At 55.9% G+C, this 25,505-nt stretch carries 27 protein-coding genes; 26 read left to right on the forward strand and 1 reads right to left on the reverse strand.

All coding sequences use genetic code 11. The features are described 5' to 3' along the window. Positions 1-2 precede the first annotated feature (2 nt). The 16 genes from ACVX3G_RS03530 to ACVX3G_RS03605 all read left to right on the forward strand — a co-directional run bounded on the left by ACVX3G_RS03530 (position 3) and on the right by ACVX3G_RS03605 (position 17,331). The gene (locus ACVX3G_RS03530; RefSeq protein WP_014196947.1) at positions 3-1,103 is read left to right on the forward strand and encodes an NADH-quinone oxidoreductase subunit D; all 1,101 of its coding nucleotides are present in this window, start codon (positions 3-5) and stop codon (positions 1,101-1,103) included. Beyond that, positions 1,100-2,101 (forward strand): NADH-quinone oxidoreductase subunit NuoH, encoded by a 1,002-nt coding sequence (nuoH, locus tag ACVX3G_RS03535; RefSeq protein ID WP_011232819.1) that lies wholly within the window; start codon positions 1,100-1,102, stop codon positions 2,099-2,101. The genes ACVX3G_RS03530 and nuoH overlap by 4 nt, the downstream gene beginning before the upstream one ends. A gap of 249 nt (positions 2,102-2,350) precedes the next feature. After that, positions 2,351-2,770: an NADH-quinone oxidoreductase subunit NuoI gene (gene nuoI, locus ACVX3G_RS03540; RefSeq protein ID WP_013146600.1), complete on the forward strand. Its 420-nt coding sequence runs from the start codon at positions 2,351-2,353 to the stop codon at positions 2,768-2,770. Further along, positions 2,767-3,288, forward strand: a complete 522-nt coding sequence (locus ACVX3G_RS03545) for an NADH-quinone oxidoreductase subunit J (protein WP_011232816.1) — start codon at positions 2,767-2,769, stop codon at positions 3,286-3,288. The genes nuoI and ACVX3G_RS03545 overlap by 4 nt, the downstream gene beginning before the upstream one ends. Further along, entirely contained in the window at positions 3,285-3,590 is a 306-nt protein-coding gene (gene nuoK / locus ACVX3G_RS03550) for an NADH-quinone oxidoreductase subunit NuoK (protein WP_011232815.1), read from the forward strand. The genes ACVX3G_RS03545 and nuoK overlap by 4 nt, the downstream gene beginning before the upstream one ends. A 17-nt stretch (positions 3,591-3,607) precedes the next feature. After that, entirely contained in the window at positions 3,608-5,461 is a 1,854-nt protein-coding gene (nuoL, locus tag ACVX3G_RS03555; RefSeq protein ID WP_014196944.1) for an NADH-quinone oxidoreductase subunit L, read from the forward strand. Then, on the forward strand, positions 5,458-7,035 hold the full coding sequence (locus ACVX3G_RS03560) for an NADH-quinone oxidoreductase subunit M (RefSeq protein WP_011232813.1): 1,578 nt from the start codon (positions 5,458-5,460) through the stop codon (positions 7,033-7,035). The genes nuoL and ACVX3G_RS03560 overlap by 4 nt, the downstream gene beginning before the upstream one ends. A 4-nt stretch (positions 7,036-7,039) precedes the next feature. Then, a complete protein-coding gene (gene nuoN, locus ACVX3G_RS03565; protein WP_014196943.1) occupies positions 7,040-8,533 on the forward strand; it encodes an NADH-quinone oxidoreductase subunit NuoN in 1,494 nt (497 codons plus the stop codon). A gap of 378 nt (positions 8,534-8,911) precedes the next feature. Then, the gene (locus ACVX3G_RS03570) at positions 8,912-9,151 is read left to right on the forward strand and encodes a DUF1146 family protein (RefSeq protein WP_014196942.1); all 240 of its coding nucleotides are present in this window, start codon (positions 8,912-8,914) and stop codon (positions 9,149-9,151) included. Between the two features lie 260 nt (positions 9,152-9,411). Next, on the forward strand, positions 9,412-10,167 hold the full coding sequence (locus tag ACVX3G_RS03575) for a YwmB family TATA-box binding protein (protein WP_011232809.1): 756 nt from the start codon (positions 9,412-9,414) through the stop codon (positions 10,165-10,167). 31 nt (positions 10,168-10,198) lie between these two features. Beyond that, positions 10,199-11,503: a UDP-N-acetylglucosamine 1-carboxyvinyltransferase gene (murA, locus tag ACVX3G_RS03580; protein WP_014196941.1), complete on the forward strand. Its 1,305-nt coding sequence runs from the start codon at positions 10,199-10,201 to the stop codon at positions 11,501-11,503. A gap of 567 nt (positions 11,504-12,070) precedes the next feature. Continuing rightward, on the forward strand, positions 12,071-13,102 hold the full coding sequence (gene spoIID, locus ACVX3G_RS03585; protein ID WP_011232807.1) for a stage II sporulation protein D: 1,032 nt from the start codon (positions 12,071-12,073) through the stop codon (positions 13,100-13,102). A 188-nt stretch (positions 13,103-13,290) separates the two neighbouring features. Beyond that, positions 13,291-14,178 carry a stage II sporulation protein SpoIIQ gene (locus ACVX3G_RS03590; RefSeq protein ID WP_041470273.1) on the forward strand — a complete coding sequence of 296 codons (888 nt, stop codon included), beginning with the start codon at positions 13,291-13,293 and terminating at the stop codon, positions 14,176-14,178. Positions 14,179-14,589: 411 nt separating this feature from the next. Next, a complete protein-coding gene (locus ACVX3G_RS03595; RefSeq protein ID WP_047758380.1) occupies positions 14,590-16,194 on the forward strand; it encodes a gamma-glutamyltransferase family protein in 1,605 nt (534 codons plus the stop codon). Between the two features lie 25 nt (positions 16,195-16,219). Next, positions 16,220-16,801 carry a chromate transporter gene (locus tag ACVX3G_RS03600; RefSeq protein ID WP_047758379.1) on the forward strand — a complete coding sequence of 194 codons (582 nt, stop codon included), beginning with the start codon at positions 16,220-16,222 and terminating at the stop codon, positions 16,799-16,801. After that, the gene (locus ACVX3G_RS03605; protein ID WP_011232803.1) at positions 16,798-17,331 is read left to right on the forward strand and encodes a chromate transporter; all 534 of its coding nucleotides are present in this window, start codon (positions 16,798-16,800) and stop codon (positions 17,329-17,331) included. The genes ACVX3G_RS03600 and ACVX3G_RS03605 overlap by 4 nt, the downstream gene beginning before the upstream one ends. A 210-nt stretch (positions 17,332-17,541) precedes the next feature. On the opposite strand, the gene ACVX3G_RS03610 is transcribed toward ACVX3G_RS03605, so the two are convergent. After that, on the reverse strand, positions 17,542-18,051 hold the full coding sequence (locus ACVX3G_RS03610) for a BsuPI-related putative proteinase inhibitor (protein WP_047758377.1): 510 nt from the start codon (positions 18,049-18,051) through the stop codon (positions 17,542-17,544). Between the two features lie 311 nt (positions 18,052-18,362). Between ACVX3G_RS03610 and spoIIID the strand changes: the two genes are divergently transcribed. The 10 genes from spoIIID to ACVX3G_RS03660 all read left to right on the forward strand — a co-directional run bounded on the left by spoIIID (position 18,363) and on the right by ACVX3G_RS03660 (position 25,505). After that, positions 18,363-18,626 (forward strand): sporulation transcriptional regulator SpoIIID, encoded by a 264-nt coding sequence (gene spoIIID / locus ACVX3G_RS03615; RefSeq protein ID WP_008880665.1) that lies wholly within the window; start codon positions 18,363-18,365, stop codon positions 18,624-18,626. 106 nt (positions 18,627-18,732) lie between these two features. Beyond that, complete coding sequence (gene mreB, locus ACVX3G_RS03620) at positions 18,733-19,734, forward strand: rod shape-determining protein (protein ID WP_047758376.1); 1,002 nt, start codon at positions 18,733-18,735, stop codon at positions 19,732-19,734. A gap of 340 nt (positions 19,735-20,074) precedes the next feature. Then, positions 20,075-20,905, forward strand: coding sequence for a flagellar hook-basal body protein (locus tag ACVX3G_RS03625; protein WP_047758374.1), 831 nt, complete (start codon positions 20,075-20,077; stop codon positions 20,903-20,905). A gap of 18 nt (positions 20,906-20,923) precedes the next feature. After that, on the forward strand, positions 20,924-21,745 hold the full coding sequence (locus ACVX3G_RS03630) for a flagellar hook-basal body protein (protein ID WP_047758373.1): 822 nt from the start codon (positions 20,924-20,926) through the stop codon (positions 21,743-21,745). Between the two features lie 11 nt (positions 21,746-21,756). Next, a complete protein-coding gene (locus ACVX3G_RS03635) occupies positions 21,757-22,098 on the forward strand; it encodes a DNA-directed RNA polymerase subunit beta (RefSeq protein ID WP_011232797.1) in 342 nt (113 codons plus the stop codon). Positions 22,099-22,131: 33 nt separating this feature from the next. Continuing rightward, positions 22,132-22,569, forward strand: a complete 438-nt coding sequence (gene fabZ / locus ACVX3G_RS03640; RefSeq protein ID WP_011232796.1) for a 3-hydroxyacyl-ACP dehydratase FabZ — start codon at positions 22,132-22,134, stop codon at positions 22,567-22,569. A gap of 141 nt (positions 22,570-22,710) precedes the next feature. Beyond that, positions 22,711-23,079 (forward strand): hypothetical protein, encoded by a 369-nt coding sequence (locus ACVX3G_RS03645; protein WP_011232795.1) that lies wholly within the window; start codon positions 22,711-22,713, stop codon positions 23,077-23,079. Positions 23,080-23,228: 149 nt separating this feature from the next. After that, entirely contained in the window at positions 23,229-23,972 is a 744-nt protein-coding gene (locus tag ACVX3G_RS03650; RefSeq protein ID WP_013146583.1) for a YveK family protein, read from the forward strand. Then, positions 23,962-24,660 carry a CpsD/CapB family tyrosine-protein kinase gene (locus ACVX3G_RS03655; RefSeq protein WP_014196934.1) on the forward strand — a complete coding sequence of 233 codons (699 nt, stop codon included), beginning with the start codon at positions 23,962-23,964 and terminating at the stop codon, positions 24,658-24,660. Before ACVX3G_RS03650 ends, ACVX3G_RS03655 begins: the two co-directional genes overlap by 11 nt. Before the next feature lie 59 nt (positions 24,661-24,719). Beyond that, positions 24,720-25,505 (forward strand): SGNH/GDSL hydrolase family protein, encoded by a 786-nt coding sequence (locus ACVX3G_RS03660; protein ID WP_021321931.1) that lies wholly within the window; start codon positions 24,720-24,722, stop codon positions 25,503-25,505.

Below are 25,505 nucleotides of genomic sequence, written 5' to 3' on the forward strand. Positions count from 1 at the left end.
TGATGCTGCGCACAGAAGAAATGATTTTAAACGTCGGCCCTCAACACCCGAGCACGCACGGGGTGTTCCGCCTCATTTTAAAAATTGACGGCGAGATCATTCAAGAAGCGACACCGGTCATCGGCTATTTGCATCGCGGAACGGAGAAAATTGCCGAAGGGCTGCAATATACGCAAATCATCCCGTACACCGACCGGATGGACTATTTATCAGCGATGACGAACAACTATGTGCTTTGCCATGCGGTCGAAACGATGATGGGCATTGAAGTGCCGGAGCGGGCCGAATATTTGCGCGTTCTCGCCATGGAGCTTGGGCGGATCGCCAGCCACCTTGTCTGGTGGGGGACGTACTTGCTTGACCTTGGCGCGACGAGCCCGTTTTTGTACGCGTTCCGCGAACGCGAAATGATTATTAATCTATTAAATGAGCTGTCTGGAGCGCGGTTGACGTTCAACTATATGCGCATCGGCGGGGTCAAATGGGATGCGCCGGACGGTTGGATTGACAAAGTGAAGCAGTTCGTTCCGTACATGCGGGAGAAACTTCACGGCTATCATGAGCTTGTCACCGGCAATGAAATTTTCCGCCAGCGCGTCACCGGCGTCGGGCGGTATACGAAAGAAGAGGCGATCAGCTATTCGCTGAGCGGCGTCAACTTGCGGTCGACCGGCGTCAAATGGGATTTGCGCAAAGATGAACCGTATTCGATCTATGACCGCTTTGATTTTGACGTGCCGGTGCGCGAGGGCGGCGATTGCCTCGCCCGCTATGAATGCCGGATGGCGGAAATCGAACAGTCGCTCCGCATCATCGAGCAGGCGTGCGAGCAATTTCCGCCTGAGGGGCCGATCATGGGAAAAGTGCCCCGCATCATTAAAGCGCCGCCGGGTGAGACATTTGTCCGCATCGAAGCGCCGCGCGGCGAGATCGGCTGCTATATTGCGAGCGACGGCAAAAAAGAGCCGTACCGCCTCAAATTCCGGCGCCCATCGTTTTACAACTTGCAAATACTCCCGAAGCTGCTCAAAGGGGAAAACTTGGCCAATGTCATCGCCATTCTTGGGTCGATTGACATTGTGCTTGGGGAGGTCGACGGATGATGGAACAATGGCTTGAATCCACGCCTGGCTGGTCGAACATCGCCCTGTTTTTCGGGCTTGGGGCGCTGCTTTTGGCGGTTGTGCTCGCCTTTGTCACATACGGCATTTTGGCCGAACGGAAAGTGATGGGGTTTATGCAAGGGCGCATCGGCCCGAACCAAGTCGGCGGCCGCTTCGGACTGCTGCAAACCGTTGCCGATGTGTTGAAGCTGCTTTTGAAAGAGGATACGATCCCGAAAGCGGCCGACCGTCCGCTCTACGTGCTGGCGCCGATCATCGCCTTTGTGCCGTCGTTTATGGTGTTGGCGGTATTGCCGTTTACCGATGCGTTCCGGTTCGCCGATATTGGCGTCGGCCTTCTGTATTATATCGCTGTCTCCGGCTTGACGACCGTCGGCGTTGTCGCCGGCGGCTGGGCGTCAAACAACAAATACGCTCTGCTTGGCGGCATGCGGGCAGCCGCGCAAATGATTTCCTATGAGATTCCGCTCGTCATGTCAGCGCTTGGCGTCGTGCTTTTGGCTGGAAGCATGAATTTAGTCGACATCGTTGCGGCGCAAAAAGACGTCTGGTTCATTTTCGCCCAGCCGTTGGCGTTTTTGATTTTCCTCATTGCCGCGGTGGCCGAGTTGAACCGGACGCCGTTTGACTTGCCGGAGGCGGAGTCCGAGTTGGTCGCCGGCTTTCATGTCGAATATTCCGGATTCCGTTGGGCGTTCTTTATGCTCGCCGAGTATGTGTATTTGTTCGCCATGGCGGCGCTTGTGACGATTTTGTTTCTCGGCGGCTGGCATCCGGTCGCCTTTCTCGGCTGGATTCCTGGCGCGGTCTGGTTTGCGCTGAAGTTTTGTGCGGTTGTTTTCGTCCTCATTTGGTTTCGCGCCACATTTCCGCGCGTGCGCGCCGACCAGCTGATGGAGTTCGCCTGGAAAGTGCTGCTTCCGCTTTCGCTCGTCAACATTGTGCTGACGGCGGTCGTTAAAGCGTGGTTTTTCTAAAAAAGCCGGTGATTTAGTGAAAAGTCGCGAAAAACGGACTTTTCTCAAATTGAGAAGTCCTGTAAAATCAACGTCTCTCTTTCAACCAAAAGCAACGGATTCGGCGAAATCGGTCGTTTTTCGCCAGTCCTCTAAAGAAACAAAGCAACTTGTCTTGCCAGGAAGGGGGCAGCCGCCCATGAGCATGGCCTCCTTCTTCGGGCAGAGGTCGTGTCGGAACGCCACTTTTCCCATGAGAGGGGTAGACGGATGATAGGGTTGATGAAAGGATTGGCGTATACGTTAAAAGAGTTGACGCGCGAAAAAGTGACGTACGATTACCCGCACGAACCGCTCCCGCTCCCGGATCGGTTTCGGGGCATCCAGAAATTTTATCCCGAAAAATGCATCGTGTGCAACCAGTGTGTCAACATTTGCCCGACCGAATGCATCCAGCTGACCGGGAAAAAACATCCCGATCCGACGAAAAAAGGGAAAGTGATTGAGACGTACAACATCAACTTTGAAATTTGCATTTTATGTGATTTGTGCACGGAAGTATGCCCAACGGAAGCGATTGTCATGACGAACAACTTTGAGCTCGCGGAATACAGCCGCGACGCTCTGTATAAAGATTTGGCCTGGCTTGATGAAAACGATACGAACATAAGAAGGGAGAATAAGCCGTGAGCGGAACGGACATCGCCTTTTTCTTGCTCGCCCTCGCGGCGATTGCCGGGGGAGTGACGATGCTCCAGCTGACGAACGTCGTCCATATGGTCATCGCCCTCGTCATGACATTTTTGGGCATTGCCGGGCTGTACGTGCTGTTGTCCGCCGAATTTGTCGCTGTTGTGCAAGTGCTCATCTATTCCGGAGCCATCACGATCATCATGCTGTTTGCGATCATGCTGACGCGCCATCACACAGACGAAAGGGAGCGCCAAACCACCGGCGGCGTCTGGCATAAAGCGGTTGCCGCCCTCTCCGTCATCGCCTTCGGCCTTGCCGTCTACTTCGGCATCCGCCAGCTCGACTTCGGCGCTGACGGCAGCGCGCTGGCGGGCGACAACGCTAAGGCGATCGGCAAGTTGCTTTACTCGTATTATACGATTCCGTTTGAAATCGTGTCTGTCATTTTGCTTGTCGCCTTAATTGGCGCGATCGTGTTGGCGAAAAAAGACGGCAAGGGGGCGGAAGACGAATGACATTATCGGCCTATTTAGCGTTGGCGCTGATCTTGTTTTGCATCGGGCTGTACGGGGCGCTCACGAAGAGGAATACGGTCATTGTGCTCATCTGCATTGAGCTGATGTTAAATGCGGTTAACATCAATTTCGTCGCGTTTGCCAAATACGGCGCCCATCCCAGCGTTCACGGGCATGTGTTCGCGCTGTTTGCGATCGCCGTGGCGGCGGCGGAAGCAGCCGTCGGCTTAGCTGCGCTCATCGCTTTTTACCGCAGCCGGAAGACGGTTCAAGTCGATGAAGCCAATTCGTTGAAACATTAGAGAAGGGGATGGGAACGATGATGAACCTAGCTTGGGTCGTGCCGCTGTTCCCGCTTGGTTCGTTCATTCTGTTGCTGCTGTTCGGACGGAGATGGAAACAAGCAAGCGCCTATGTCGGCATCGCCGCGGCGTTCTTGTCGCTGCTTTTGGCGCTCGCGGTGCTTGTGGACCGCCTCGGCGGGTCGACGTATGAGGCAAACTGGACATGGATGACGATAGGCGGCGTGACGTTGACGGTCGGGATTTCCGCCACCGCCCTAAACGCTTGGATGCTCGTCGTCGTCGCACTCGTCAGCTGGCTCGTCCATGTGTATTCGCAAGGGTACATGGCTGGCGATGAACGGTTTTCCACCTTTTACGCGTATTTGGGCCTGTTTACGTTTGCGATGCTCGGTCTTGTGCTGTCGCCGAATTTGCTGCAGGCGTACATCTTTTGGGAGCTCGTCGGGCTTGGATCGTTTTTGCTGATCGGTTTTTACTTCTATAAGGAAGAAGCAAAAGCGGCGGCGAAAAAAGCGTTCATCATGACGCGCATCGGCGACGTTGGCTTTTTCATCGGCATGATGTTGCTCTTTTGGCAAACGCACAGCTTTGATTACGACGACATTTTCCGCGCCGTCGGCGACGGGACGCTGTCGCCGGGGATGACGACGCTCGCGGCGATCTTGATTTTCATCGGCGCCATCGGCAAATCGGGGCAATTTCCGCTCCATACATGGCTTCCAGACGCGATGGAAGGCCCGACGCCGGTGTCGGCGCTCATCCACGCTGCGACGATGGTGGCGGCCGGTGTGTACCTTGTGGCGGCATTGTTTCCGCTGTATGAGGCAAGCCATGCAGCCATGATGACTGTGGCGACGATCGGCGGGGTGACGGCGATTTTCGCCGCGACGATCGGCTTGGTGCAGACGGACATTAAGCGCGTCCTCGCGTATTCGACGATCAGCCAGCTCGGTTATATGATGTTGGCGCTTGGCGCCGGCAGCTATGTCGCGGCCATCTTCCATTTGACGACGCATGCGTTCTTTAAAGCGCTCCTCTTTTTGGCCGCCGGGAGCGTCATTCATGCCGTCCGTACGCAAAACATCGAGGAAATGGGCGGGCTTTGGCGGCGGCTGCCATGGACCGCGCCGCTATTCCTCATTGGGGCGCTGTCGATCAGCGGGGTTCCGCTATTCGCCGGCTTTTTCAGCAAGGACGAAATTTTGGCCGCCGCCTGGACGAACGGGCCGCGCCTCCTCTTTTGGCTCGCGGTCGCTGCCGCGCTGTTGACGTCGTTTTATATGTTCCGGCTCTTTTTCCTCGTCTTTGCCGGCAAAGCGCGGCATCATGAGGATGCTCATGATGCGCCAGCCTCGATGGTGGCGCCAATGCTTGTGCTCGGCGTGCTGTCGATTGCATCCGGATACATGCAAACGCCATGGTTTGGCTCGTTCCTTGGCGAATGGTTGACGGATGGAGCGTATCGTCATGAAGCGGCGCCGGGATGGATCGCTGTTTTGGCGACGATCGTGTCGTTTGCAGGGATTTTTCTCGCTTGGCTGATGTACGGGGCGCAGAAAATGCCGCGCGATTGGCTGTCCGCGCGTGTTCCGTATGTTGATGAGCTGCTGCGCCGTCATTACTACATCGATGACATTTACCGTTTGACGGTCGTGTCGCTTGTGTCATGGATCAGCCGCCTGTTGACGTATGTCGACCGCTTCCTTGTTGAAGGGCTCGCCCGGCTTGCCGCCGGCATTGTCGGCGCGGCCGCCTCGGCTGGGTCGCGCGGGCAAAACGGGCAGGCGCAGACGTATGGGGCGGTGACGGTGGCCGGATTGGCGATTTTGGTCGTCATTTTCGCCTTAACAGGGGGGTACTGGCTATGATGTTTTTATCGCTGCTCGTCTTTTCGCCGCTGTTAGGCATCGTGTTGCTGATGTTTGTCCGCAAAACGGATGAACGAATGATTCAATGGCTCGGAACGGCTGCCACCGTACCGCCGCTCATTTTGGCGTTGTTTGCTTTCATTCAGTCCGGGCGCGGGTTTCGCCTCGAGCGGCTCGACGAAGCGCGGGACTGGGTGCGGCTTGCTGACCTGCCATTTTTGACGGACGCGGCGTATGTGATCCGCTATGAGCTCGGCATCGATGGGCTGTCGCTTGTCTTTATCGTTCTGACCGCGGTGTTGGCGACGTTGGCCGCTTTGGCGTCGATGCTTGTCAAAACGGAGAAAAAAGGGTATTTTCTCTGGCTGCTGGCGCTTGAGATTGGCATGCTCGGCGTATTTTCCGCCGCCAATTTCGTTTGGTTTTTCCTCTTCTTAGAAGTGACGTTGGTCGCTATGTTTTTGCTTGTCGGCAAGTGGGGCGGGTTTGAGCGCGAGCGGGCGGCGTACAGCTACTTGTTGTACAACGGGCTCGGCTCGGCTTTGTTGCTTGTTGTGATCGCGGTGCTGCTTGCCCGAACTGGAACAGCGAACTTTGCCTTGCTTCATGAAATGTTACATAATCCAGCGGCGGAAGGGCAACTGATTGCGCCGTTGACGGAGGAAGGGCGTCGCTGGCTGCTCGGCGGGCTGTTGTTGGCATTTGCCGTCAAGCTGCCGGCTGTTCCGTTCCACTGCTGGCTCATCCGCGTCCACGTCGAAGCGCCGCCGCCGGTGGTGATGCTTCATGCCGGGGTGTTGCTGAAAATCGCAGCGTATGGGATGATTCGCTTCGGGGTCGGCTTGTTTCCGGATGAGTTCCGCTCGTTTGCCGGCGTTCTCGCTCTATTTGGCGTCATCAACGTGCTGTACGGCGCGCTGTTGGCGCTTCGCCAGCGCGAATTGAAGCGCGTGCTCGCCTACTCAAGCGTGTCGCATATGGGGGTCGTGCTCATCGGACTCGGTGCGTTGAATGAGGCCGGCATTCAAGGAGCGGTCTTTCAATCGGTGGCTCACGGACTCATCTCGGCCTTGTCGTTTTTGCTTGTCGGCGTGCTCGCTCATCGAATGGGAACAACGGACATCAACCGGCTTGGTGGACTGACGAAAGCGATGCCGCTCTTTTCCGGGTATTTGCTCACAGCGGCGCTCGCCTTGCTCGGTCTGCCGGGGCTGGCGGGATTTGTCGGTGAATTCACGTCGTTTCTCGGGCTGTTTCAAACGAAGCCGGCCCTTGCCGCCGTGGGTGCGCTTGGATTGATCTTCGCCGCTGTCTATTCGCTGAAAGCCGTCCTTGATATCACGTTCGGCCGCCCCCGCGACCGGCGGGAAGCGGTCATGGGCTGGCGTGAGCCGCAAGCATCTGCGGCAAGCCTAGGTGAACCGCAAGGGGGCGTCGTTGACTTGCAAGGAAAAGAAGCTGTGCCGGCGTTCATCCTCGTCGCGTTGATCGTGGCCGTCGGCGTCTATCCACAGCTATTGGCCGCGCCGCTTACGGCCGTCGTCAAGACGATGATGAACGGGCTAGGGGGTTGATCACATGAACGATGTATGGCAATCCGATTGGAGCATGATGGCGCCCGAATGGATCGTCCTCGCGGCCGCCATAGCGCTGTTGGTGATTGACTTGGCGCTGCCGAGTGATCGAAGCCGCCGGCCGCTTGCTTGGGGCGCCGCGGCGGCGGCGGCGCTCGCCATGATCGCGACAGCGGCGATGATCCCGGCCGGGTCGGCATCGATTTTGCATGATACGTTCCGGCTCGATGCGTTCGCCAAAGCGTTCAAGTTCATTTTGCTGGCTGGCGGAGCGCTCGCTCTGCTTTTAGTGGCCGAATGGGCGCCGAAAGAAGGCAGTCCGCACCGCGGCGAATTTGTCTATATGATGTTGTTTGCGCTGCTTGGGGCGATGATGATGGCGTCTAGCGGCGATTTGCTTACATTATTTGTCAGCCTTGAGCTGCTTTCGGTGTCGTCCTACATTTTGGCCGGTTTGCGCAAAACGGCGCCGGCATCGAACGAGGCGGCGCTCAAATACGTCATCAATGGCGGCATCGCCACCGCCATCATGCTGTTTGGCATGAGTTATGTGTTCGGCTTGACCGGAACGACGAATCTCGGCGGCATCGCGCGCCGCTTGCAGGAGACGAACGAGCCGTACATGCTTGCTTTGGCGTTTCTGCTTTTGCTCATCGGCGTTTCGTTTAAGCTGGCGACTGTTCCGTTTCATATGTGGGCGCCGGACGTGTACGAAGGAGCGCCCGTTCCAGCGACCGCGTTTTTTGCCGTCGTGTCGAAAACGGCCGGCTTTGCCCTTCTTCTCCGTTTGCTGGTGACGATCTTTGCCGCGGCGCCGTCTGAAGGGCGTGACCCATCATCGCTTCTTTTGTCGATGCAGCCGATCATCACCGTGTTAGCTGGATTGACGATGATCATCGGCAGCGTCGTGGCGCTTCGGCAGCGGAGTTTAAAGCGGCTGCTCGCCTACTCAGGCATCGCCCACGCCGGCTACTTGCTCGCGGGGTTTGCCGCGATGTCATGGGCGATGATCGATTCGCTCTGGATGTATTTGCTCGTCTATACGTTGATGAACATCGGGGCGTTTGCCATTATTGCCCATATTGTCAATGAAACCGGATCCGATGATTTGGATGGGCTCGCCGGCTTATATCGGCACCGCCCATTTCTGGCTGCGGCGTTCGGGCTGTTTTTGCTCTCGCTCGCCGGCATCCCAGGAACAGCTGGCTTTATCGCCAAGCTGCATATTTTCATCGGCCTTGTCGTCACAGAGCCGGGCCATTATGTGCTCGCCGCCGTGATGGCGATCACGACCGTCATCTCGTACGTGTATTATTTCAATTTGATCGTCCAGCTCTTTTTCCGCCCGACGTTCACCGCGCCGCTTGGCCGGCTGCCGGCCGGGCTGTCGACCGCCGTCGTTCTTTGCGCGCTTGGAACGTTGGCGATCGGCTGGGCGCCGGGGCTTGCTTACGATATGCTTGCCCAGTTTGGGCATTTTGGCGATTTTTTGCCGTAACGGTAGAATAAAGGGAGAGGGAGAATGCCTCTCCTCTTTTTTTGCGCCGCCGGCTTCGTTTGGAAAGGAGGGGATGCGCTGCGTGCTTTGCGCAGGAAAGCTCCATCGAGCAATGTTTGCTTTCCACCTAGCATGAAAGTTTCAAGGCCTGCGCATTTTCATAGAAAGAGGGGAATGCTCATCCCGCTGGCTTTGTTTCGGGTCGAGGAGCACCTTGGATGTGCGGCCGGTGCTGTTTCGGGGGAGAAGAGCTTGTCATGCGACGCTTAATCTGTTTTCGAAACGCATGAAGTGCTTTGGCTGCACGCCGCGTTCCGAAAAAGAGGAAATGCTTCGTATGCGCCGTTTCACATATGCTTGAGAAAGAGGTGAAACTTGATGATGCTGGTCATCGGCCAACAAGCGTTGATTTCGATTATCGTTCATTTGGCGTTTCTAGCGGTGACGTGGTGGACGCTGCAGGCGGTGCGGCTCGAGGTGCTGCTTCGGCCGAACCGCGTCGTCCAAGGGCGGCTGCTGTACATTTTATTGACGATTGCCATCGGCTCGACGGTGGCGAACTTTTTCCTTGACTATTGGGCTTGGTCAACCGATTTGCCGTATTTGTTCCGCGAATAGGGAGGCCCGGGGCGCCGTGGTGCTTCGGCTCCCCCTCCAACTGTCCGCTTGCCCCGCCCTCTGTCCGGCCGATCCGTTCTTGCCGCCGCCTCTTTGCTCCCCGTCCCGTCCCCTTCTTCCATGGATTCTCGGCTGTTTGCCCTCCGCTTTGATGTTTATTTATGAAAGCGATTTCAAAAATCGCCGGTTGTCGATTTTTTTGACGTATGTTCCCTTGCCCGGTGGCAACAATAACAAGTAAGGAGAGGAAGGGAACGAAGATGAGAAAAAATCCAATCTGTTGGCTGATGGCGCTGGCCGCCGCGGTCTTGTTGTTGGCCGCAGGGCAATACCGGACGGAAGGCGCGCGGGGGAACGAATGGTCCGAACCGTTGGAAATGATGGCGCACACATTGGCGCAACACGGTGCCTCGCTCGGCCGCTGGGTCGTGTACACAAGAGAGTATGCCCACGATATTCAAAATGATGCGGACTTTTTCAAAAAAATGGCGGAGTTCAAACAAACATACCGCTCCTTCCGCTGGACGTTCCACCAAACTAGCCATTGGCAAAAAGTGATCGGCACGAATGAACATTCCTTTTTTCGTGAACAAATCCAGCTCGTGATGACCGTCACAAATGGAACGCCGCAAACGTATATCCTCTATGAAGCGACCGGCCCAACGTGGAGCCAAGCTGGGTGGAAAGAAGCAGCACAGCACATTCAAAAAACGACGAACGGACTATTTGTGAATCACTCTACATTTTTCGCTTGTATTGAAGGCGAGTTCAGTGGTAATATGGAAGGTGGTTTGTTCGATCAAGCTTCTCAATTGCTTCGCGATTTTCAAGCGACGCCTGTCGAGTGGCTGCGGGAAGAGTCACTCGTTTCCCTGTCTGCATATACTGGGCAGTGGAAGAACGTTCTCCCGGCCGCCAATCATCAGCCGATCAACCTGCAACTCGCCTTGAGAGAAAAATTGGGCGGCAAGACGCGCGTCGTTGCTGGAACCCCAATCATTACCATTGAATACTAATATAGAGAAATTGGACGCGGAGGGGAATACCTTGGAAAAGATCATCGTCCGTGGCGGAAACCGGTTGAGCGGCACCGTCAAAGTGGAAGGCGCAAAAAATGCCGTTTTGCCTGTCATCGCTGCCACTTTATTGGCTACGAAAGGAACAAGTACGATTCATGATGTGCCTGCTCTTTCCGATGTATATACAATCAGTGAAGTGCTCCGCTATTTAGGCGCCGATGTGCACATTGCCGACGAGACGGTCACCGTCGATGCCACCGGTCCGTTGACGGTGGAAGCGCCGTTTGAATATGTGCGAAAAATGCGCGCGTCGGTGCTTGTCATGGGGCCGCTGTTGGCGCGCAACGGCCGAGCCCGCGTGGCGCTGCCGGGCGGCTGTGCCATTGGCTCGCGCCCGATCGATCAACATTTAAAAGGATTTGAAGCGATGGGCGCGTCTGTGAAAGTCGGCAATGGCTTTATCGATGCGGAAGTGAACGGACGGCTCCGCGGCGCCAAAATTTATTTGGACTTTCCAAGCGTCGGGGCGACGGAAAACATTATGATGGCCGCCGTGCTCGCGGAAGGCACGACTGTGATCGAAAACTGTGCGAAAGAGCCGGAAATCGTCGATTTGGCGAACTTTTTGAACGCGATGGGCGCCAAAGTGCGCGGCGCCGGCACCGGAACGATTCGAATCGAGGGAGTTGACGAGCTCGTCGGCACAACGCATACGGTCATTCCGGACCGCATCGAAGCCGGCACGTTTATGGTGGCGGCGGCAATCACCGGCGGCAATGTCCTCGTGCAAGGAGCCGTTCCGGAACATTTAGGCTCGCTGATCGCTAAACTCGAAGAAATGGGCGTGACCGTCATTGAAGAGGAAAGCGGCTTGCGTGTCATCGGTCCGGAAAAGCTGAAAGCCGTCGACATTAAAACGATGCCATATCCGGGCTTTCCGACCGACATGCAGTCGCAAATGATGGCTCTCTTGTTGAAAGCGGAAGGCACGAGCATGATCACCGAGACGGTGTTTGAAAATCGCTTTATGCATGTGGAGGAATTCCGGCGCATGAACGCCGATATTAAAATTGAAGGGCGTTCCGTCATTATCAATGGCCCGTGCCAGCTGCAAGGCGCCGAAGTGGCGGCCACCGATTTGCGCGCAGCGGCGGCGTTGATTTTGGCTGGACTCGCGGCGGACGGCTACACGCGCGTGACCGAGCTTCGTCATCTCGACCGCGGGTATGTCCGCTTCCACGAAAAGTTGGCTGCGCTTGGGGCCGACATTGAACGCGTCCGCGAAGAAACAGAACAATTCGACCAAATTCAAACGATCCAATGGAACGGATAAAGAGCGAAAAACGACCGTGAACTGCCTTCGAGCAGGGAATGGTCGTTTTTTCTTGGAACACGGGCGACCGTCGAAGGACGGTAAAAAACAACCGTTCGTTCCTAACGGTCTGTTTTGAAGCTCAGAGAAAGACCGTCTGTATGAAATTTCACCATAAGCTTGATCGCATCGCGCGAAGCAAGTCGCGACGGTGGTGAAACATGTGCTTTCGAGAACCCCCTTGTTCCATCGCCCCCTATTCAGTCACCGACTTTTTTCAACGGCTTCATGTTTAGCAGGATGGCGATTTAAGGGGAAATGCTGTTCTCCAACAGTGTTTCTCAAATGGAAAAACCTTGCAACACCATAGCGTCATTCCTTGCGATTTCTCACAAACTGAGCGAATCCGTTGTTTTTCACCAGCCTTTTAGGCGGAGTGCGAAACGCGCTCATGGAGGTTTTGGCTGGAAAGAAAACTGTCATATATACTTGTCCGAGCCCATAACTATAGTAACGAACCGAAGCCAACGCAGGCATTCATTCGCGATGTCCGCTTGTGCTTGGAAAATGCATATTGGGGGCTCGGCTATGGTGAAACGACTGAAACCGGTGATGGCGCTCGCTCTCTCGCTGTTTGTCGCCATCCTCGTCATTCCGACGGCGCTCGTTCTTCCATTTTATGACGGGAAGGTGGCCAAATTGGCCGAACAACTGCACAAGCAAGAACAAGTCCAACGGTCGCAGGCAGCCGAAGGACCGTCCATCGACGTGGCGGTCTATCGAAGCAAAGAACAACGCGTCGAACATATTCCCCTCGAGCAATACGTCATCGGCGTCGTTGCGGCGGAAATGCCGGCCGAATTTGAACTCGAGGCATTAAAGGCGCAAGCGTTGACGGCAAGAACGTACATCGTGAAGCAATTGCTCGCCAACCAGCCGTTTCGCCTGCCAAAAGGAGCGAATGTGACCGACACGGTGGCTCATCAAGTCTATTACAGCGATGACGAACTGCGAAAACTATGGGGCAGCGACTACGATTGGAAAATGAAAAAAGTGACAAAAGCGGTGATGGACACGCAAGGGCAAATTTTGACATACAACAATGAGCCGATCGAGGCGCTGTTTTTTTCGACAAGCAACGGCTATACGGAAAATTCGGAAGCCTATTGGCAAAGCGATTTTCCGTATTTAAAAAGCGTCGCCAGCCCATGGGACAAACAATCCCCGAAGTTTTACCAGCGAAAAACGATGCCAGTGGCGGAATTCGAGCGAAGACTGGGGGTCGAACTGCCCGCTGACGGCTCAGTCGGCGTCATTGTATCGCGCACTCCCGGCCGCCGCGTCGGCGAAGTGAAGATTGGCGGCAAGACGTTTACGGGCCGCGATGTGCGCGAACGGCTCGGATTGCCGTCGAGTGATTTCACCTGGGTGCGCAACGGAGATGACATCATCATTACGACAAAAGGCTACGGCCATGGCGTCGGCATGAGCCAATACGGAGCCAACTTTATGGCCAAAGAAGGGAAAACGTACGCTGACATCGTCAAATATTATTACCGCGGCGTTCATATTTCGTCGGCGACGGCGTTTTTAAACAAATTGACCGCGAAAAATGGATGAACCGGGGTTCTGCCGCCCCGGTTTTCTGTCAAATGTTCGGGGCAAACGGCAGGGAGACGCCCCTCGCCATGCGCCCCTCATTTTTTTGCATAAAATCTAGTCGAATGTCAAAAAATAAGTGAAAAAATTATTTTCTATGTGTATATCTTTTCCTCTTTCTGTTCAAAATGGTTGCTGAGGTGATGAACATGAGAGAGGAACAAAAACAATCGTCGCTGAAGCGTCTGTTCCGCAAACGTTGGGTATTTCCGGCGATCTATTTATCGTCTGCCGCATTGATCGTCGCTGGTGCGCTTTGGTTCCAATTGGGCAAAGAGGAGAATACGGGCAGAGACAACGTGGCGAAAAACGGCACCGCCCAGCAAGAAAATCCGGCTGTTCCGGTCAATGAAACGGTCGAAACGATTGCGATGCCGGTGCTTGATCCAAATGCGGTGCAAGTGAAAACGCCATTCTACGATGACAAAGCATCGGAAGCAGAACAGGAAGCAGCCCTCGTCTTTTATGATCATACGTACCACCCGAACCAAGGCATCGATCTTGTGCGCCAAGACGGCAAAACGTTTGATGTCACCGCTTCCTTAAGCGGCACGGTGACGAAAGCGGAAAAAGACCCGATTTTGGGCTATGTTGTCGAAATCAATCATGAACAAGGGGTCACGACCGTCTATCAATCGCTCGCTGATGTGAAAGTCGAAGCCGGCGACACGGTGAAACAAGGTGAAGTGATCGGCAAGGCAGGGCAAAGCGAATTCAACAAAGAAGCCGGCATCCACGTCCATTTTGAAATTCGCAAAGACGGCCGGGCGGTCAACCCGATCGACTATGTCGACAAACCGTTGACGGCTTTGACCGACAAAGCGGCAGACAAAACGGGAACCGATCGCGCCGCCACGAGCAAAGAAAAAGAATTGATGCCAAGTGACGAAACAGCGCCGACAGACGAAAACCCAGCGAATGAACAACCATCGGCTGACGACCATTCGACGACGCCAAGCGACAACAATCAAGACGAAAACAACGACGCTTCATCCTACAAAACGCCAGACGCCTCGATCGGCATGGCAAGAGCGTAATCGACAAGGCGTCGAGCAAGAGGAAACGAAAAACGCGACGAAAAGGCCTGTCCGTTTGCCAAGACAAGCGGGCGGGTCTTTTTGCTTTGCCGCTTCTAAAGTCAGACGTGGGAAAAACGGCGGCCAAAAAAGCTCTTCACCATAAGATAAAAAACGTTTTTCATGATAGGTGCCCAAAAAGTCATGGCTATTTTTTGTTCGATCGGGAGGGACGATGTTATGTTTGTGTCTAAAAGTCAAGTACATCTTTCGGTGATGAACCGCCAAAAATTATGATTTGAATATTCTTTCATTTTTTGGGAACAAGGATGGAAATAACCCCCTCTTTCCTTTAAAATAAATGAAAACGGAAACAGTTTCGTTTGTGAAATGTTTTATTCTTCACTTAACGAAAGAAAGGGGATCGTGGCCATGGACTACCTATACCACCCATACCCATCGCAGCGGATGACGGTGTTCGCCAAAAACGGCGTTGTGGCGACATCGCAGCCGCTCGCGGCGCAGGCGGGGCTTGATGTGTTGAAAAAAGGCGGCAATGCCATCGATGCGGCGATCGCTGCGGCTGCTTGCTTAACGGTTGTCGAACCGACGTCGAACGGCATCGGCGGCGATGCGTTCGCCCTTGTTTGGACGGACGGGAAGCTGTACGGATTAAACGCGAGCGGCTATGCGCCAAAAGCGATCTCGATTGAAGCGCTGAAAGAGCGCGGCTATACGGAGATGCCGAAATACGGCTTTGCTCCGGTGACCGTTCCGGGGGCGCCGGCGGCGTGGGCGGCGCTGTCAAAGCGCTTCGGCCGCCTGCCGCTTGCCGAAACGCTCGCACCAGCGATCGCCTATGCGGAAAACGGCTATCCGGTTTCGCCAGTGCTCGGAAAGTATTGGGCTGCGGCGTTTCGTACATACAAAGAAGCGCTTCGCGGGCCGGAGTTCGCCTCGTGGTTTGCGACGTTTGCGCCGGGCGGCCGCGCGCCGAAGATCGGGGAAGTGTGGGCGTCTCCGGACCATGCGGCGACGCTCCGCTCCATTGCCGAAACGGAAGCGGAAAGCTTTTACCGCGGCGAGCTGGCGGAAAAAATCGCCGCCTTCTCGAAGCAATACGGCGGCTTTTTGGCGGCGGACGACCTCGCCGAGTATGAACCGGAATGGGTCGAGCCGATCTCCGTCTCCTACCGCGGCTATGAGGTGTGGGAAATTCCGCCGAACGGCCAAGGGATTGTCGCGTTGATGGCCATCAACATCATGAGCGGGTTTGACGTGCCGAGCGTGCCGGATGTCGAGACGCACCACCGGCAAATCGAGGCGATGAAGCTGGCCTTTGCCGATGGGAAAGCGTACATCGCCGACTGCCGCTATATGAACTGCAGCCCAGACGAGCTGTTGTCGGAATCGTTTGCCGCGATGCGCCGGGCGCAAATCGGCGAGGAGGCGCTGACGCCGGAGCCGGGGACGCCGCCAAAAGGCGGAACGGTCTATTTGGCCGCCGCGGACGGCGAAGGGAATATGGTGTCCTATATTCAAAGCAACTACATGGGCTTCGGCTCGGGCCTCGTCGTCCCAGGAACGGGCATTGCCTTGCACAATCGCGGCCATAACTTCGCCTTTGATGAAGGCCATCCGAACGGGTTGGCGCCGCGGAAAAAGCCGTACCATACGATCATCCCCGGCTTTTTGACCAAAGGCGGCGCGCCGGTCGGCCCGTTCGGCGTCATGGGTGGATTTATGCAGCCGCAAGGGCATTTGCAAGTGATCATGAACACGATCGATTTTGACTTGAACCCGCAAGCGGCGCTCGATGCTCCCCGCTGGCAGTGGATGGAAGGAAAAACGGTGCTCGTCGAGCCGCACTTCCCGCGCCATATCGCTGAAGCGCTCGCCCGCAAAGGGCATGACATCCGCTTGGCGTTGGACAGCGGACTGTTCGGCCGCGGGCAAATCATTTGGCGCGATCCTGACACCGGTGTGCTTGCCGCCGGGACGGAGCCGCGCACGGACGGTGCGGTGGCCGCTTGGTGAGACTCACGATAAAGGGATGATTTCGATGAACCAGTGGCATTTGTTTCTCGCTTTTTTCCGCGTCGGCATGCTTGGATATGGGGGCGGCCCGTCTTCGATCCCGCTTGTGCGCGCTGAAGTGGTGGCGAAATACCGCTGGATGGCGGATGAAGAATTCGCTGAAATTCTGGCCATCGCCAATGCTTTGCCCGGCCCGATCGCCACGAAGCTTGCCGGCTATATCGGCTACCGTGTCGGCGGCGCGCTCGGTTTAGTGAACGCCGTGTTGGCGACGACCGCCCCGACGGTCGTGTTGATGATCGTGCTGTTGGCCGCCTTATCCTCGTTTAAAGACACACCATGGGTCGCTGGGATGACCAAAGCGGTCGTGCCGGTCGTGGCCGTCATGCTTGCCGAGATGACGTGGCAGTTCGCCAAACAGGCGCGCGCCGCCCTCGGCTGGCGGCCGGCCGCCCTGCTCCTTCTTGCCTGCTTTTTGGCCTTGCAGTGGCTCGGCCTTCATCCGGCGCTTGTGGTCGCAGTGTTGCTTGCGGCCGCGTTTGTCGGCCGAAGCAAGCCCAAGGCGGCGGATAGAGACAAAGGCGGAGAAAGGAGGGCGTCGTCATGATCTACTGGCAGCTGTTTCTCGCCTTTTTTTGGCCCGGCATTCTCGGCTACGGCGGCGGCCCGGCTTCCATCCCACTCATCGAGCACGAGGTCGTTGACCGCTACGGCTGGATGACGGTCAACGAATTCAGCGAGGTGCTGGCGCTTGGCAACTCTCTTCCCGGCCCCATTGCGACGAAAATGGCAGGTTATATCGGATACGAACAAGCCGGCGTCCTTGGCGCTGCCATCGGAGTGTTTGCCAGCGTCGCTCCGTCGCTCGTTTTGCTGTTGGCGCTGCTTGGGCTCTTGTACAAATGGAAAGACGCGCCGCAAGTGAAGCGGCTCACCGCCTACATCCGCCCAGCGATCGCCGTGATGCTCGGGATTATGGCGATCGACCTTTTCCGCGAATCGTACGAAGGGGCCGGGCTCGGCCAAACGGCGTTTCTCACCGCCGCGAGCGCTTTTTTGCTGCTGGGCAAATGGCGCATCCACCCAGCGTACGTCATCGTCTTGGCGCTTGTGTATGGGGCTTTCTTTTTGTCGTAATGCAGGGAAAATCTTTTCAGCGCTGCAACGGGATGCTTCATCCATGGGTGAGCATCCCTCTTTTTGTGGCAGCGCGGGCAAAAAAGAACATCGATGCAGAAATTCCTGTTGGAAAAGGCCGCAAAAAGCGCTCGGGACAGGAGCGTTTTCCTAATTTAGACGCCGGATGGCGAGCGCGGCAACAGCCGCGAAGGCAAACCGGCAGCGCCTTCACTCGACCGTAAATGTCGCCTTCGCCCGCGCGTTCGGCCAGTTTGGATCAGCGAGCCACCACTCAAGCGTATACGTCCCCGGCTCTAGGCCGCGGAACGTTTCCTGAAACGACAGCTCTTCCCCCTGTTTTAACGGCCGTTCCTCATAAATTTGCGCAAACATCTTCCCTTCGCTGAACTGCTTCATCTTTTGTCCATCGCGGTATAAAACGTAGTCATACTTTTTCGAGCTCGTAAACGTCACCGTTTGCACGCGTTCGGTTTGGTTTTTCACCGTGAAGGTAAACACGTATGCCCCGTTTTGTTTTTCATATGTCAGCGATGGCTCAAGCGTCCCGGCGATGATGCCTTTTCCGCCCGCGGGCGCCGGTTTGCCTGATGGAGCGGGGCCAAGCAAATCATCTTTCGCCTGCGGGCGCTCGTTGCCGCTATTATACATAAACAGCGCACTCGCCGCCGCCACCCCGGCCAACACGGCTGCGACGCCGATCATTTTTCCTTTGCCCATGCCAGCTCCTCCTTTTTTCCTCTCTATACATATAGTCGTTTCCCATTTCGCTTCCGTTACAAACCGCAAAAAAATTGTGAAAAAACCGTTGTCCGCCTTGATATTTCTGGTATATATGCCCGATTTGTCTAATAAAATGTTACAAATTGAACAGCAATGAGAGTGGTTGAGGTGGGGATCGTTCACAACCGGCAAGCGACGCGGCGAAGACGCTTCTAAGACATCCAACGAAAGCGGCGCCCATCATTGGCAAGACGAGTCTCATTTCACACTTCTCACTTCTCACATCCAACCTAGGGAGGGCGAGTGGTGTGCACGATTACATCAAAGAGCGTACGATCAAGATTGGCAAGTATATCGTGGAGACAAGGAAAACCGTTCGCGTCATTGCGAAAGAATTTGGCGTATCCAAAAGCACCGTGCATAAAGACTTGACCGAGCGGCTGCCGGAAATCAACCCGGAACTGGCCCAAGAAGTGAAGCAAATCCTCGATTACCATAAATCGATCCGCCATTTGCGCGGCGGGGAAGCAACGAAGAAAAAGTATAAAAAGCAAGCAGTGAAAAACAACTGACTTTTTCCTTGCCATCTGCCGTTTGCAGTATCATTCCGGGAGGCAAATATGGTAGAATGAACAATTAGGAATGATTTTAGGGCAGAGGCAAGGAGGAGCAAGTCATATGTTTTCACGAGACATCGGCATCGACCTAGGCACGGCGAACGTCCTCATTTTCGTCAAAGGCAAAGGCATCGTGCTCAATGAGCCGTCCGTCGTGGCGATTGATAAACACACGAACAAAGTGCTCGCAGTCGGCGAAGAAGCACGACGAATGGTCGGACGTACTCCTGGGAATATTGTTGCCATTCGGCCGCTCAAAGACGGCGTCATCGCGGATTTTGACATTACCGAAGCCATGCTGAAGCATTTCTTAAGCAAGCTCGACCTAAAAGGCTTTTTCGCCAAACCGCGCATTTTGATTTGTTGCCCGACGAACACAACATCCGTGGAACGGAAAGCGATCAAAGAGGCAGCAGAAAAAAGCGGCGGCAAAAAAGTGTACTTGGAGGAAGAGCCGAAAGTCGCAGCCATTGGCGCCGGAATGGACATTTTTCAGCCGTGCGGAAACATGGTCGTTGATATTGGCGGTGGCACGACTGACGTCGCGGTTCTCTCGATGGGAGACATCGTCACCGCCTCTTCCATTAAAATGGCCGGGGACAAGTTCGATATGGAGATTTTAAACTACATCAAGCGCGAATATAAGCTGCTCATCGGGGAACGAACGGCCGAGGAAATCAAGATTAAGGTCGCAACGGTATTCCCAGGCGCACGGTCCGAAGAAATCGACGTCCGCGGCCGCGATCTCGTCACCGGACTGCCGCGCACGATCACCGTTCGATCGGAGGAGATCGAACAGGCGCTTCGCGAGCCGGTGTCCTTGATTGTACAAGCCGCCAAAAGCGTGCTCGAGCGCACCCCGCCGGAACTGTCGGCGGATATTATCGACCGCGGCGTCATTTTAACGGGTGGCGGTGCATTGCTTCATGGCATCGATTTATTGCTGTCAGAAGAGCTGAAGCTTCCGGTGTTCGTCGCGGAGAATCCGATGGACTGCGTCGCCCTTGGCACCGGGATTATGCTGGAAAACATCGATCGGGCGCCAAAATCGCAATTGATTTAAAAAGCCGTCATGCCCTTTGGCCAAGAGATGGTTCATCTGGATCAACCTTATAGAGTCAACCTTTTGCGTCATTCAGGCGCAGACCGCTTTGGAAGGACGTTTTTCTCATGGCTTGATCAAAATGGATACAACCGCCGCCGGGACAAGCGAGGCGGGCAAAAAAGGAATGGCGGGGGATGCCGCGGCTGCCCTTGCCCGCTTATAATGAAAGATGGAATGGAAAGGAGCGGAGCGGCAGGGCAACGCGCCGCCCGCTTGACCATAGGGAACACCCCATCCGCCGCTGCCCAAAGAGCGGCCGCGGCTTTTTCTGATCGATCGGACAAGCGAGGTGCTGGTCATGTTGAGAGGGTTGTACACCGCCGCGAGCGGCATGCTCGCCCAGGAGCGGCGCGTTGAGATGCTGACCAACAACTTGGCGAACGCCGAAACGCCGGGATACAAAGCTGATGCAGGAGCGATGAGAGCGTTTCCGGAACTGTTGATGAGCCGCCTCGAGGACGAGCCGATCCCGACCGCCTCAAGGCGCGCCATCCCGACGCAAACCGTCATTGGGCCGCTCGTTACGGGCGTCTATATGCAAGAACTCATCCCGAACTTCCGCCAAGGGGATGTGAAAGAAACCGGCTTGGCGACCGATATCGCCCTTGTGGACGGACAAGTCCCCGTCGACCGGGCGAGCGGCCAGCGAGGCGCGCTGTTTTTTGCCGTCGCCAACGGTCAAGGGGAGGTCCGCTACACAAGAAACGGTCATTTCACCTTGAGCCCGGACGGCTACTTGACGACGCAAGAGGGCTGGTATGTGCTTGATGCCAATGGCGAGCGCATTCCGCTCTCAAGCGAGCGGTTTGCCGTCCGCGACGATGGAACGATCATCGATGAGAATGGGACGGCCACCCGTCTCGGCGTTGCATTCGCCGCCAATCCGCAAACGTTGATCAAGGAAGGAAACGGCTTATTCCGCAGCACGACAGGGCCGTTGCCGCAGGCGCCCGGCAATGTGACGTATACGGTGAAACAGCGTTTTCTCGAGCGGTCGAACGTCGACATTGAGCGGACGATGACCGATTTGCTCGCTGCCTACCGCGCATTTGAAGCAAACCAAAAAATCATCCAAGCGTACGACCGCAGCTTGGACAAGGCCGTCAACGAAGTCGGCCGCCTGAAATGATGAAAGGGGGACAAGCCCGTGCTCCGTTCGATGCTCACCGCCGCCAACACGATGAACGCCTTGCAAGAGCGGCTCGATACGATCAGCCACAACATCGCCAACAGCAACACCGTCGGCTTTAAACGGCGCGAAGCGAGCTTTGCCGAGCTCTTGACCCAACAAATCGACCGCCTGCCGAACGACGAAGCGCCCCGGCAAACGCCAGAGGGCGTGCGCTACGGCAACGGGGCGCGTCTCGCTTCGACGATGCTCATCACCAAGCAAGGTGCGCTGGTGGAAACCGGCCGCCGCCTGGATTTTGCCTTGACGGACGAAAACCAATGGTTCCGCGTCCGTCTGGCCGATCAAAACGGTGCGGAAACGATCGGCTACACCCGCGCCGGCAACTTTTCGCTTGCGCCCATGAACGGCCAGCTTGCTTTGACGACAAGCGACGGCCTGTTTGTGCTTGATGAAAGGAACGCGCCGATTGTGCTTCCCGCCGATGCGCATGACGTACAGATGTCCCCGACTGGGACGTTGACGGCAACCAATACCGACGGCCGCGTTGTCGCCCGCGTCAATTTGGGCGTCACCATGATCCGCCGTCCGCAGCTTCTGGAAGCCCGCGGCGGCAATGTCTATGCGCTTCCCAACGTCCCAGGCGCGGCCGAAGAACTGAACGGCAGCTTGCGCGGCCAAATCAGCGTCAAGCAAGGCGCGCTCGAACAAGCGAACGTCGACCTTGGCGAGGAAATGGTCGGCCTGATGGCGACAAGCCGAGCGTATCAGCTCAACGCCCGCGCCGTTTCCATCTCCGAACAAATGCTCGGGCTGATTAACGGCATGCGCTCCTCATAAGGAGGATCGCGATGAGTGACGAGAGGCATCAAGAACCTATGCGCTCGCCGTCTTCCCGGATGGCGAGGCGGAAAGGCCGAGTAAGAAAGAGCCCGCCGACTCCCGCCGAACCGGAAGCCAAAGCCCTTCCGCCGGAAGGGGAGGCGGCCGCGCCGCGCCGGTTCGTCCGCACCCGGCTCATCCCGATCTGGCTTCGGCTGATCATCGTGATCGTCTTGATGGCCGCAAGCCTCGCCGCCGGCGCGGTCGTCGGCTACAGCGCCATCGGCGATGGGAAGCCGCTCGATGTATTCCGCCCGTCCACGTGGAAGCACATCATCGATATCGTCGAGAAAGGAACGGATCGCGGCTGATGAAGCCGCCAAACGAGAGAAAGGAGTTTGTCCATGCTTGACATCCAGCAAATCCAGTCCATCATCCCGCACCGCTATCCGTTTTTGCTTGTCGACCGCATTCTGGAAATCGAAGAAGGCAAGCGCGCCGTCGGCATCAAAAACGTCAGCGCCAACGAATCATTTTTCGCCGGCCATTTCCCGGAATACCCGGTCATGCCCGGCGTGTTGATCGTCGAGGCGCTCGCCCAAGTCGGCGCCGTCGTCCTCCTGCAAAGCGAGGAAAACCGCGGCCGCCTCGCCTTCTTCGCCGGCATCGACAACTGCCGTTTTAAAAAGCAAGTCAAGCCGGGCGACCAGCTCCGCTTGGAAGTCGAAATCCTCCGCGCCCGCGGCGCCATCGGCAAAGGCAAAGGCATCGCCACCGTCGACGGCGAGCTTGTCTGCGAAACGGAGTTGATGTTCGCTCTTGGCGACAAACGAGCTGACTGAACAAAACGCGTTCCTTCGGGGAGCGCGTTTTTTTGTCGGCTGCGCTATATAGCGTGCGAATGAAAAGTTTCTTTCTGGGAAAGATAAACAAGGACCGGCCTTACATAAGGTCACCACAACCAATAGAAAGGAGCAGATAGGATGAAGAAAAAAGCGTTGCTGATCCGGCTGTTCAGCGCCCTTGTCGCCCTCTTTTTAGCGGCTGGATGCAATATGAACCGCGACAACAACAATCCTCCGCCGCCAAACAACCAAAACGATGTCAACGACCAAGACGTAAACCCGGCTGATGACATCAACCAAAACGATAACGTCGACAACGACAAAGACAATGACGGCATCCCGGACAACCGCGATACCGATTTGAACGACAACCAAAACAATCAACTCCCGCCGGGAGACGACACGAACAACGGACCGGGCGACGATGAGCGCGATACGGTTCCGGACCGCGAAGACCCGATTGAAGATCCGCGGGATGCGAATGACAAAGACAATAAAGACGAATAGCGCAAACAAAGGCTGCCTGTCGGGCGGCCTTTTCATTTGGCCAAAATTAGTACCGATTTCGGCTAGATATGTCTGTTGATATCCGCTATAATGGGGATGTCCATCGATTGTCGAAAAATGCGGACAGGAGAATCATAGGGGGGGACACAATGGAAGAAACAATCAGCCTGCGCGAGCTGTTCGATACATTGCGCAAACGGCTTTGGCTCATCGTCCTGATCACCGCGCTTGCTACCGTTGTAAGCGGTGTGGTCAGCTACTTTATATTGACGCCGATTTACGAGGCGTCGACGCAAATTCTCGTCAACCAGGCGAAATCCGAGCAGCAGCTCTACAACTTCAACGAAATCCAAACGAACGTGCAGCTCATTAACACGTACAGCGTCATCATTAAAAGCCCGACGATTTTGGAAAAAGTGAAAGACGAGCTCCACCTTGACCGGACGCTTGACGAACTGAACGAACAAATTCAAGTCTCAAGCGAAAAAGACTCACAAGTGTTCTCTGTCACCGTCCAAGACCCAGATCCAGCTATGGCGGCCAAGATCGCCAACAAAACGGCGGAAGTGTTCAAAAACGAAATCGTCAAAATCATGAACATCGACAACGTCACCATTCTCTCGAAAGCGGAAGTGAAAGAACATCAAGCCCCGGTCAAGCCGAAGCCGCTTCTCAATATGGCCATCGCCTTCGTCGTCGGCCTCATGACTGGCGTCGGACTTGCCTTCCTGCTTGAGTATTTGGACAACACGATCAAAACGGAAGAAGACGTCGAAAAACATCTCGGCCTGCCGGTGCTCGGCGCGGTCAGTTTAATCACGGCGGAAGGCGGCCAAAAAGCGAGACGCGAATCCGCCATTCCACAAACAAGAGGTGAAACCATTGGCTCGTAAACCAGCAACATCGATCCGCAAAGCGGAGCGGAGACTGATCACGGTCGACAACCCAAAATCCCCCATCGCGGAGCAATACCGAACGATCCGAACGAATATCCAATTTTCATTCATTGATGCGCCGCTCCGCTCCCTAATTGTCACGTCAACCGGCCCTGGCGAGGGAAAATCGACCACCGCGGCGAACTTGGCTGTCGTCTTCGCTCAACAAGGGAAAAAGACATTGCTCATTGATGCCGACTTGCGCAAGCCGACCGTCCATTACACGTTCCGCTTAAACAACTACAAGGGATTGACCAACGTCTTGACGGGCTCGGCGCCGCTTTTGCCGACGTGTCAAGCGACCGAAATCGACCACTTATCAATCTTAACGTCTGGCCCGATTCCGCCGAACCCTGCCGAGCTCCTCAGCTCGAACGCGATGGCGCAATGCCTCGAACAGTTGTATGAGACGTTTGATCTTGTCATCTTCGATACCCCGCCCGTCCTCGCCGTGACGGATGCACAAATTTTAGCCAACCAATGCGACGGCACGGTGCTGGTCATCGAAAGCGGCGGCACCGAAATCGAAGCGGCGGTCAAGGCGAAAGAACTGCTCGAAGCGGCCAACGCCAAACTGCTCGGCGTTGTCTTGAACAAGCGGAAGCACCGTGACGGCGGGTACTATTACTACTATCAATACAAGTAACCACAAACGGCTTCCCGACCGCGGGAAGCCGTTCTGATAGAGAAAAGGGGAGAGAACCGTTGAGAAACTTCGTCTTCATCCTTTTGCTCACCGCCGCTTGCCTTGCCTTTCTGATCACCGGTCACTTGTACTGGGAGCGAAAAATCGAAGCCACGGTGCAAGCGGCGCGGGCGAAAGTCGAAACATCCGCCAAGCAAGAAACGGAGACGAGCCAAACGGAAGTGATCCTCGCCCGCGCCAAGCAGCTGCCAGCGGCCGCGCAAGCTGCCATCAAGCGGGCGGTGGAGGAACACCGTCCGATCCGCCTCGTCATCGCCGGCTCCGAATCAACGCCAGAGAACGGCGGCTGGCCTGAGCGGTTGAAACAAGCGCTCGATGACGCCTACGGGAAAGGCGTGTTTCACATCACCGTCCACGAATACGACGGCTTGACCACCGCCGACGCCGACCGACAGCGCATCGCCGCCGACTGGGCCAAGGACAAGCCGGATCTTGTCCTGCTTGAACCGTTTTTGTTAAACGACAACGGTGTCGTGACGATCGACGACACTCTTGCCCATATCAAATCGATCATCGACGAGCTCAAATCGGCGGCCCCGAATGCGGTCGTGATCTTGCAGCCGCCGAACCCGATTTACAACGCGACCTACTACCCGCGCCAAGTCCAACAGCTCGAAGCGTTTGCCAAAGAGAACGGCTATCCTTACCTCAACCATTGGCCCGCCTGGCCTGACGATCAAAGCGAAGAGCTGAACCGCTACGTCGACCCGCAAACCGACTTGCCGACCGAGGAAGGAGCCGCGCTTTGGGCCGATGCGCTCGCCAAGCGCTTCATCGCCCAATGA

This window comes from Geobacillus sp. PLS 41, assembly GCF_056494105.1.

What these genes read in the sequence shown, in the direction of transcription:
- fabZ (WP_011232796.1), top strand. Translation starts at nt 22,132, where the DNA reads ATGCTTGACATCCAGCAAATCCAGTCCATCATCCCGCACCGCTATCCG.
- ACVX3G_RS03595 (WP_047758380.1), top strand. Translation starts at nt 14,590, where the DNA reads ATGGACTACCTATACCACCCATACCCATCGCAGCGGATGACGGTGTTC.
- nuoK (WP_011232815.1), top strand. Translation starts at nt 3,285, where the DNA reads ATGACATTATCGGCCTATTTAGCGTTGGCGCTGATCTTGTTTTGCATC.
- ACVX3G_RS03610 (WP_047758377.1), bottom strand. Translation starts at nt 18,051, where the DNA reads ATGGGCAAAGGAAAAATGATCGGCGTCGCAGCCGTGTTGGCCGGGGTG.
- ACVX3G_RS03635 (WP_011232797.1), top strand. Translation starts at nt 21,757, where the DNA reads ATGAGTGACGAGAGGCATCAAGAACCTATGCGCTCGCCGTCTTCCCGG.
- mreB (WP_047758376.1), top strand. Translation starts at nt 18,733, where the DNA reads ATGTTTTCACGAGACATCGGCATCGACCTAGGCACGGCGAACGTCCTC.
- ACVX3G_RS03575 (WP_011232809.1), top strand. Translation starts at nt 9,412, where the DNA reads ATGAGAAAAAATCCAATCTGTTGGCTGATGGCGCTGGCCGCCGCGGTC.
- nuoL (WP_014196944.1), top strand. Translation starts at nt 3,608, where the DNA reads ATGATGAACCTAGCTTGGGTCGTGCCGCTGTTCCCGCTTGGTTCGTTC.
- spoIID (WP_011232807.1), top strand. Translation starts at nt 12,071, where the DNA reads ATGGTGAAACGACTGAAACCGGTGATGGCGCTCGCTCTCTCGCTGTTT.
- ACVX3G_RS03570 (WP_014196942.1), top strand. Translation starts at nt 8,912, where the DNA reads ATGATGCTGGTCATCGGCCAACAAGCGTTGATTTCGATTATCGTTCAT.
- ACVX3G_RS03645 (WP_011232795.1), top strand. Translation starts at nt 22,711, where the DNA reads ATGAAGAAAAAAGCGTTGCTGATCCGGCTGTTCAGCGCCCTTGTCGCC.
- ACVX3G_RS03530 (WP_014196947.1), top strand. Translation starts at nt 3, where the DNA reads ATGCTGCGCACAGAAGAAATGATTTTAAACGTCGGCCCTCAACACCCG.
- nuoH (WP_011232819.1), top strand. Translation starts at nt 1,100, where the DNA reads ATGATGGAACAATGGCTTGAATCCACGCCTGGCTGGTCGAACATCGCC.
- ACVX3G_RS03560 (WP_011232813.1), top strand. Translation starts at nt 5,458, where the DNA reads ATGATGTTTTTATCGCTGCTCGTCTTTTCGCCGCTGTTAGGCATCGTG.
- ACVX3G_RS03600 (WP_047758379.1), top strand. Translation starts at nt 16,220, where the DNA reads ATGAACCAGTGGCATTTGTTTCTCGCTTTTTTCCGCGTCGGCATGCTT.
- nuoN (WP_014196943.1), top strand. Translation starts at nt 7,040, where the DNA reads ATGAACGATGTATGGCAATCCGATTGGAGCATGATGGCGCCCGAATGG.
- ACVX3G_RS03590 (WP_041470273.1), top strand. Translation starts at nt 13,291, where the DNA reads ATGAGAGAGGAACAAAAACAATCGTCGCTGAAGCGTCTGTTCCGCAAA.
- ACVX3G_RS03605 (WP_011232803.1), top strand. Translation starts at nt 16,798, where the DNA reads ATGATCTACTGGCAGCTGTTTCTCGCCTTTTTTTGGCCCGGCATTCTC.
- ACVX3G_RS03650 (WP_013146583.1), top strand. Translation starts at nt 23,229, where the DNA reads ATGGAAGAAACAATCAGCCTGCGCGAGCTGTTCGATACATTGCGCAAA.
- nuoI (WP_013146600.1), top strand. Translation starts at nt 2,351, where the DNA reads ATGATAGGGTTGATGAAAGGATTGGCGTATACGTTAAAAGAGTTGACG.
- ACVX3G_RS03625 (WP_047758374.1), top strand. Translation starts at nt 20,075, where the DNA reads ATGTTGAGAGGGTTGTACACCGCCGCGAGCGGCATGCTCGCCCAGGAG.